The sequence below is a fragment of the Microbacterium sp. Kw_RZR3 genome, from assembly GCF_029222405.1.
GTDB lineage: Bacteria > Actinomycetota > Actinomycetes > Actinomycetales > Microbacteriaceae > Microbacterium.
This window is the reverse complement of record NZ_JARHXC010000133.1, coordinates 1-8,168: the sequence shown is the minus strand read 5'-3', so window position 1 is coordinate 8,168 and position 8,168 is coordinate 1. Positions and strand designations below refer to the sequence as shown.

7 protein-coding genes, 1 pseudogene and 1 riboswitch are annotated in these 8,168 nt (G+C 69.9%); of the genes and pseudogenes, 5 read left to right on the top strand and 3 right to left on the bottom strand.

The annotated features are described in order from the left end of the window. From nadB to P2P98_RS07115, 3 genes are all read right to left on the bottom strand, one after another. Nucleotides 1–1,397 (bottom strand): L-aspartate oxidase (gene nadB, locus P2P98_RS07125; protein ID WP_275798515.1); only part of this gene is annotated, 1,397 nt, incomplete at its 3' end. Beyond that, entirely contained in the window at nucleotides 1,394–2,725 is a 1,332-nt protein-coding gene (gene nadA, locus P2P98_RS07120) for a quinolinate synthase NadA (protein WP_275798513.1), read from the bottom strand. The genes nadB and nadA, both read right to left, overlap by 4 nt. Nucleotides 2,726–2,736: 11 nt before the next feature. After that, nucleotides 2,737–3,471, bottom strand: a complete 735-nt coding sequence (locus P2P98_RS07115) for an NUDIX domain-containing protein (protein ID WP_275798511.1) — start codon at nucleotides 3,469–3,471, stop codon at nucleotides 2,737–2,739. Between the two features lie 108 nt (nucleotides 3,472–3,579). Here P2P98_RS07115 and P2P98_RS07110 point away from each other — a divergent pair, with 108 nt between their 5' ends. From P2P98_RS07110 to P2P98_RS07090, 5 genes and pseudogenes are all read left to right on the top strand, one after another. Then, nucleotides 3,580–4,755, top strand: coding sequence for a MarP family serine protease (locus P2P98_RS07110; protein ID WP_275798509.1), 1,176 nt, complete (start codon nucleotides 3,580–3,582; stop codon nucleotides 4,753–4,755). Between the two features lie 86 nt (nucleotides 4,756–4,841). Continuing rightward, a complete protein-coding gene (locus tag P2P98_RS07105) occupies nucleotides 4,842–5,180 on the top strand; it encodes a hypothetical protein (protein WP_275798507.1) in 339 nt (112 codons plus the stop codon). Nucleotides 5,181–5,194: 14 nt separating this feature from the next. Beyond that, complete coding sequence (locus P2P98_RS07100; protein ID WP_275798505.1) at nucleotides 5,195–6,901, top strand: hypothetical protein; 1,707 nt, start codon at nucleotides 5,195–5,197, stop codon at nucleotides 6,899–6,901. Next, nucleotides 6,898–7,398, top strand: coding sequence for a hypothetical protein (locus P2P98_RS07095; RefSeq protein ID WP_275798503.1), 501 nt, complete (start codon nucleotides 6,898–6,900; stop codon nucleotides 7,396–7,398). The genes P2P98_RS07100 and P2P98_RS07095 overlap by 4 nt, the downstream gene beginning before the upstream one ends. Nucleotides 7,399–7,469: 71 nt before the next feature. Then, a riboswitch (glycine riboswitch) is annotated at nucleotides 7,470–7,564 on the top strand. Between the two features lie 160 nt (nucleotides 7,565–7,724). Then, nucleotides 7,725–8,168 (top strand): annotated as a pseudogene (locus P2P98_RS07090) (glycine cleavage system protein T); the annotation flags it as partial.

The window sequence follows — 8,168 nt, the reverse complement described above, 5'->3', positions numbered from 1 at the left end:
GCCGCGGCGACGACGTGACGGGCGACGAGCAGAAGGTTGGCGTCCTCGATCGAGCGAGGGGACGGGGAAGCGGCCCAGGCGGCGAGGAGCCCGGACGCGTGGTCGAGGCCGGCGGTATCGCGCACGAGCCCTGCGTGCGCCCACATCATCTGCTGGAGGGCTTCGCGCGAGAACGGGGGAGCGTCCGCGGCGGCTTCGACGTGCTCGAGAGCGGCCGATGCCGGCGCGACCGGCCACGTGCCTTCCTCCGTCACGGCCTCCCCGGCCCGCGCGCCGAACACCGCCCCTTCGAGCAGGGAATTGGATGCCAAGCGGTTCGCGCCGTGGACGCCCGTGCGCGCCGTCTCGCCGACCGCGTACAGACCGGGGACGCTCGTGCGCCCGTCGAGGTCGGTGACGATCCCGCCCATGAGGTAGTGCGCGGCGGGCGTCACGGGGATGGGCTCCCGCGCCCAATCGAGCCCACGTGCGCGGACGGCGGCATCGATCGTGGGGAAGCGCTGCGCGAGACGTTCGGCGCCGAGCGCGGTGGCATCCAGGCGAACCGGACGATCGCCCTGCGCGGCCATCGCCCGCGCGTTGGCCCGGGCGACGACGTCGCGGGGTGCCAGTTCCCCATCGGGGTGCACGTCGAAGCAGAACCGCCGACCGGCGTCGTCGATGAGGACGGCACCTTCGCCGCGGACGGCCTCGGACACGAGGAACGGAGCCCCAACAGCGAGGGCGGTGGGGTGGAACTGGATGAACTCGAGATCCGCGACGGCGGCACCGGCGCGCAGGGCTGCCGCGATCCCGTCCCCGGTCGCACCAAGCGGGTTCGTGGTGTGCGCGTACAGCTGTCCGGCGCCACCGGTCGCGAGGATCACCGCGTCGGCGTCGAGACGCTCGCCGCCGTCGAGCTCGATCCCCGTGACGCGACCGCCTTCGACCACGAGGTCACGCAGAAGGGCATGTTCCCGCACGGGTAGATCGGCGGCGCGCACCGCGGCGCCCAGAGCCGCCTGGATCTCGGCGCCGGTCGCGTCCCCGCCCGCGTGCAGCACGCGCGGAACGCTGTGCGCGGCTTCCAAGCCGCGGGCGAAGTCGCCCTCCGGCGTCCGGTCGAACGTCACCCCGCGCGAAACGAGTTCGAGGATCCGTGCCGGCCCCTCGCCGACGAGGACGTCGACGGCAGCGGCGTCCGTGAGCCCGGCGCCCGCGGTGTGCGTGTCGGCGGCGTGCGAGACCACGCTGTCGGCGGGGTGGGTGACCGCCGCGATCCCGCCCTGGGCCCACCGCGTGTTCGTGTCGGGAAGAGCGCCCTTCGTCACGATCGTGACGTGGCATCCGTTCTCCGCCGCGTGCAGCGCCGCCGTGAGACCGGCGATACCGCTGCCCACCACGACGACCGTGGTCATTTCACGGCACCGTTCGGCTTGGCCGCGAGCATGCGCTCGAGGGCGACGGTGGCGGGCTCGGCGACATCGGCCGGGACCGTGATGCGGTTGACCACCTGGCCCGCCACGAGCGACTCGAGCACCCACGCGAGGTAACCGGGGTGAATGCGGTACATCGTCGAGCACGGGCACACGACCGGGTCGAGGCAGAAGATCTCGTGCTGCGGGTACTGCGCGGCCAAGCGCTGCACGAGGTTGATCTCGGTGCCGATCGCGAAGGTCGTGGGCTCGGTGGCGGCGGCGATGGCCTTGCGGATGATGTCGGTCGATCCCGCCTCGTCGGCGGCATCCACCACGTCCATCGGGCACTCGGGGTGCACGATCACGCGAACACCGGGGTGCTCGGCGCGCGCCTTCTCGATCTGGTCGACGGTGAATCGGCGGTGCACCGAGCAGAACCCGTGCCACAGGATGACGCGGCTGTCCTCGATGACCTCGGCCGTCGATCCGCCGAGCGGCTTCCGCGGGTTCCACATCGGCATCTGCTCGAGCGGAACGCCCATGGCCTTCGCCGTGTTGCGGCCCAGGTGCTGATCGGGGAAGAAGAGCACGCGGCGACCGCGGGCGAAAGCCCACTCGAGCACGGTGCGCGCATTCGAGGAGGTGCAGACGATGCCGCCGTGACGGCCGACGAATCCCTTGATGGCGGCGCTGGAGTTCATGTACGTCACCGGGATCACCGGCACCAGGCCGTCGGCATCCGGGGTCTCCAGATCGCCGAGGACGTCTTCGAGCTGCTCCCAGCACTCCTCGACCTGGTCGATGTCGGCCATGTCGGCCATCGAGCATCCGGCGGCGAGGTTCGGGAGGATGACGGCCTGGTCGGGGCGCGAGAGCAGGTCGGCCGTCTCGGCCATGAAGTGCACGCCGCAGAACACGATCGCCTCGGCCTCGGGACGCTCCTTCGCCGCATTGGCGAGCTGGAACGAATCGCCGACGTAGTCGGCGTGCCGCACGACCTCCTCGCGTTGATAGAAGTGGCCGAGCACGACGACGCGATCGCCGAGGGCCGCCTTGGCCGCGCGGATGCGCTCATCGAGTTCGTCGTCGGACGCCTCTCGGTACTCCGCGGGCAGCTCGCCCTGTCGCGGGGAGCCCGTGGGGATCACGTCGCCCATCGACGAGCCGGGACCGTAGCCGGGGCGCGTGTCGAAGTCCCAGGGGCCGACGGCGAGGTCGGTCGTGCAGGTGGCGTCGGTCGACGCGCCCGAGACGATCGCCTGGATCGCGTGATCGACGCTCGGGTCGATCGCGGGGCGGGGCTGCAGGGTGATGAGGGTGGCGGCCATGGGCGTTCCGATCAGTGACGGGAGGGGAGCGGGCCGCGGTCGGCGAGCTCCACATCGCGGTTGTAGCGGTACAGACGGGCGGGGCGGTGGCTTCCGGTGCGGAAGCGCTCGGTCGGGATGAGGGTGTTCGAGGTGTCGACCTGACGGCGGAAGTTCGCGGGGTCCAGGCGCTTGCCGAGGATCGTCTCGTTCACCTCGCGGAGGTCGGCGAGCGTGAACTCGTCGGGGAGGAGGCCGTGCGCGATCCGGCTGTAGCCGACCTTGTTGCGCAGACGCCAGAGGGCGTACTCGACGATGTCGTTGTGGTCGAACGCCAGCGGCGGGAGGTCGGTTGCGTCGAACCACTCGACGTTCTCGGGCGCGTCGCCCTCGCGTTCGTGCGCGGCGACCTGGGCGTCGACCTCGTCGGAGCGCAGCAGCGCCCAGTACACGATCGACACGACGCGGGTGGGGGAGCGGTCCACGGCTCCGAACGCGTAGAGCTGCTCGAGGTAGCTGGGGGTGAGGCCCGTCGTCTCGGCCAGGGTTCGGGATGCTGCGGTGTCGAGCTCTTCGGCGGCGTCGAGCCAGCCCCCGGGCAACGCCCACCGACCGTCGAAGGGGTCGCGCGTGCGGCGGACGAGGGGGAGGGACAGGACCGGTTCGTCGTGCGCGTCGCGGCGGACGCTGAAGATGACCGTCGAGACGGCGACGCGCACGTCGGCGTCTCGGGACTCGGGGCGAGGGGTTCGTGTCATGGTGACCATATCTCCGTCGACGATCTTAATGTCAGTGTGACCCGAAGCGCAAAACGCGCGTCGAGGGGTTCTCCCAGGACCGGCGACGTACCCTGATCGCAGACCTCGGAGGTGCGGGTGGCTGTTGTCGACATCGTGTTGATCGTCGTGTTGGCGATCGCACTCCTCGTGGGGCTGTCGCGGGGATTCCTCGCAACGATCGGCTTCTTCGCGGGATTGGCACTGGGCGCGCTCGCCGCGTTCTGGGTGACGCCGTTCGTCGGCCAGTGGGTCGCCGAACCCGCGTGGCGTGGACCCGCCATGGTCGGCGCGGGTGTGCTCCTCCTGCTGCTCGGGGCCGGTCTCGGCAGCGCCGTGGGGCAGATGTTCCGACGTGGTGCCGACCGCATCAAGCTGCGCATCCCCGAGCGACTCCTGGGCGGGGTCGTCAACGTCGCCGCAGCGGCCCTCGCCATCTCGTTCGTGTCCGGCTCGTTGATCCCCGCCGGGATGCCGGTGGTCTCCGCCGCGCTCGGGTCGTCGGCCGTCGTCCGCACGATCGACGACATCACCCCCGCCCCCGTCCGCGCGGCGATCGCGGAACTGCGCGGTAACGTCCTCGCCGACGGCCTTCCGCGGCTGGGCCAGCTGATCCAGATCGGTCCGGTGCCGACGGCTCCCGACATCGCGCTCGACGACCCCGCTCTCACGGAAGCGGCGCAGTCGGTCGCCCGCATCTCCGGCACGGCCTACGCGTGCGGTGTCACCTCGAGCGGATCCGGGTTCGTGGCGGGCGACGGCCGACTGATCACGAACGCCCACGTGGTCGCGGGTGTCGACACTCCGCTCGTCGAACTTCCCGGTCAGCCCGCGCGTGAGGGCCGAGTGGTCTACTTCGACCCGACCGACGACCTGGCCGTGGTGGCGGTCGACGGCCTGGATGCCAAGCCCCTCCCGGTCGTCTCCACTCTCGACGTGGGAGCTGCCGCCGTCGTCCAGGGGTACCCGTACGGCGGGCCTTTCACCTCCGGCAGCGCGCAGGTGCTGTCGGTGGGGACCGTGCCCGTTCCGGACATCTACGACGGGCAGTCGACCCCGCGTGAGATCTACGCGCTCGGCGCGGTGATCCGTCCCGGCAACTCGGGTGGTCCTCTTCTCACACCGTCCGGCGATGTCGCCGGCGTCGTCTTCGCGCGGTCCGACACCGACGAGAACGTCGGATACGCGATGACGCCCGCCGAACTCGAGCCCGTGATGGCCCAACTCGACTCGCTGTCGACGCCCGTGGCATCCGGAGCGTGCATTCCGCGCTGACGCTCGCTCGCCGACTTCTCCTCACCAGGTCGGCGTCTGTGGAGAAGTTCTCGGGGCCTCTCGGCGATCCAGCTAACGTCTCGCGGATGACCGACCGCTACGCCATCGACGTCCCCGGCTTTCTCGGGCTTGCCGGCGACACGGCACGGCGTCTCGATGACCTGACGGACGCGGTCGGAGCGACCGTCCAGGCGCTGTGGGGGATTCGGGATGCCATGGCCCCGGTGCCCGAGCTGTTCCAGGCGTTCTGCCGTGTCATGGACCCGTGGGAGGAGAAGGCGGGCGGATCGATCGCTCACGCCGGTTCGGTCCTGACGGTCGCGGAGCAGGCCGTGGCGGAGTACTGCCGAGCAGATGTCGTGATGGCCGTCACGGCGGCGCAGCTCGAGACGCGTCGGGGCACCGGACGGTGGCGGGTCGCGTGAGTGCGGATTTCGGCGTGATCCCCGAGATTCCCGTGGACGCCGCCGCGCTGGGGCGCGTCGCTGAAGAGCTGCGAGCCAAGGCGGCCCTCCTCCCCGAGGCGGGAAGCGCGGTCGTCTCCCGGTGGGACGGCCTCGAAGCGGTGTACGAGGCGCCGGAAGCGGCCGCCGTCGCCGCGAAGATGCGGCCTCTCGCCGTGGTCGCCGCCGACGTCGGCGAGGCTCTGCTCCGCGCAGCCGACATCGTCGATCGTCTGTCCGACGACCTCCTGTGGTTGGCGCTGCGCCGCCGGGGTCTCGTCGAGCACGTCGCGGAGTTCGCGCGCGCAGCCCGGGGGATCGATGACCGCGACCGTTCCGTCGAACTCACGCGCGAGATCGACGGGTTCGCCGCGGACGTCGATGAGCGGATCGACCAGGCGCGTGGCGATCTCGCCGCGATCCCGCTTCCTCCGACATGGGAGGTCGCGATCCCGGATGCCGCCGCACCACCCCTCGGCCCCCGGCTCACGTGGGCCGTGCGCAGCGAAGAGATCGCGACCGAGCTCGTCATGGCGCCTCTGCTCGCGCTCGCGCGCTCGGGGACGTCCCGGATCGCCCGACTCATCGCCGCTCATCCCGAGTGGGCGGATCTGCTCCGCGAGCATCCGCCCGCTCCCGACGTCGTGCGCGCCTGGTGGGACACCCTCTCTCCAGCAGCCGCGGCCGCCCTCATCGACGGCGCTCCGGCTCTCGTCGGGGCCCTGGGCGGCGTGCCGCCTCTCGCGCGGGTCGCGGCGAACCGGGTGACGGCGCGCTCGCGCCTGGGTGACGTCGAGGCTGAGCTGGCGGGGTGGGAGCGGCTTCGCGGTGAGGGGGCGAGCGCGGACCTGCAGGCGGAGAGGCGTGCTGCGTGGGACGCGCTGCGAGCGGAGCGCGACTATCTCCGTGGCGTCGAGACCGGCAAGGTGCAGCTGTACCTCTACGAGCCCGCGGACAACCGGATCATCGAGATGTTCGGCACGCCGGGGACGGGGACGACGCGGGTTTTGACCTATGTGCCCGGAACGTTCACACGGGTCGACAGCTTCTATCGAGGAGAAGTTCAGGGTGTCTCTCAGTGGATGACCGAGCAGGAGAGCGGCATGGTCGCGTTCGTGTGGAAGGGTACAGACTTCCCTGGCGACGACGAGTATCCCGGACAGACAGGATTCGGCATCGGCCTCCTCGAAGCCAACGGCCCCGACAGGGCCGCTCCCGCGGGTGAAGCGCTTGCACGTCTTCACCGCGAGGTAGCCAGCGATCCGACGCTCGCACACTGTCGGCAGATCGCCATGGGACACAGCTGGGGGCTCGTCCCTGTCACGGCCTCCGAGGTGCAGGGGGCGCACTATGACCAGGTTCATTCGTTGTCCGGTGCCTGGGTTCCCGAGGGCTGGACGCTCGACGCGTCGACCAGTTACTCGCACTGGAGCTACACAGATGCGCTCTCGATGGCTCAGGACGCGATGCTCGTGGGAGCAGGGCGAGCGCCAGACGCGGTCCCGGCGTTCGAGAGCCACATCTACGAGAGGCCGACGGACGTCGATGTCCTGCTGGGCGGCGACCTCGCTCCGTTTGTCACCCCGGACGGTCCCTCTCAGCGCGTGTCTCTTTCGCCGCTCGCCAACCACAGTCTGATCGCGGGAGTCAGCGAGGAGAACAAGAACGCCTTGAATGATCTCAAAGAGAGGCTGCTCAAGTGAGGCGGCGGGTTGTTGGAGGACTCGGCGTCTTCGCCCTGGTTTGTCTGTTGCTCACGGCGTGCGTGCCCACCGGCGACATCGTCGATGAAGATCTGAGCGTCGACGACGCGAAGAGGCTCGCTCAGGAGGTTGAACGAGAAATCTCGGCCGTGCTCCCCTCCTCGATGCTGAGAGACATCGAGCAACAAGAGAAGGGCGCTCTCCTGGGGTGCACCCGAGACGGCGCACGGCAGTGGGCCGGCGGCCTTACTGCCACCGTGGTGGGAGACCCGCCACCCGAGGAAGTCATCGGAGTCATTGCGGACCACTACAACAACGGTGGCAACTATCGCGTCGGGCTGCGGCAGGACCAGGGGGACTCGCTCGTCAACATTGCCGGAGAGTACGGATCGCTCTGGATTGTTCGATACATCCGTGATCGCGCGGAGCTCGATGTTGATTCCTTCTCTCCGTGCATCCGCCTCCCCGAGGGCGTCTGGCCCGGCGGCTCCTACTGATTCCCAGGCGATGCAGGCTGTATCCAGCGCCCCCACCCGCTAGGCTGACCCCACAAGTCCACACCGGCCCCATGATCGATGCGGGAGAGCTCCGGCGAACGCAGCCGGGCACCGAAGGAGCAAGCCTCCCCGCCAATCTCTCAGGTACGCGTACCGCGTCGATCGGGCCACTCTGGAAAGTGATCCGGGTGCACCGCGCCGGATCCGCCGACGGTGAAAGCTCGACCTCCCTCACGAGGGCGCGAGCGAAACTCTCAGGCCCATGACAGAGGGGGAGTTCTCAGGCGCCGGCCGGCGTCTGACCGTCATCGCGAACGGCAGAACTCATGACCGAAACCCCCGCTCCACCGCGCACGTCGCCGCTGCACGATCGGCACGAGGCCCTCGGTGCCTCGTTCACCGACTTCGGCGGCTGGAACATGCCCGTGCGCTACACCTCCGATCTCGCCGAGCATCACGCTGTGCGCACGGCCGCAGGGCTGTTCGACATCTCCCACATGGCCGAATTCGTTGTCGAGGGCCCGCGAGCCGCGGCCTTCCTCGACTACGTGCTCGCCGGCCGCCTGTCGACCATGAAAATCGGCAAAGCGAAGTACTCGCTCGTGCTCGCCGAGTCGGGCGGCATCGTCGACGACGTCATCGTCTACCGCACGGGAGAGCAGCGCTTCCTCGTCATCTCGAACGCCGGGAACCGGGATGCCGTGGCGGCGGCGTTCGAAATCGCCCAGGCGACGTGGCGCTCCGCGTCGGACGCTTCGACGGGCTCAGCG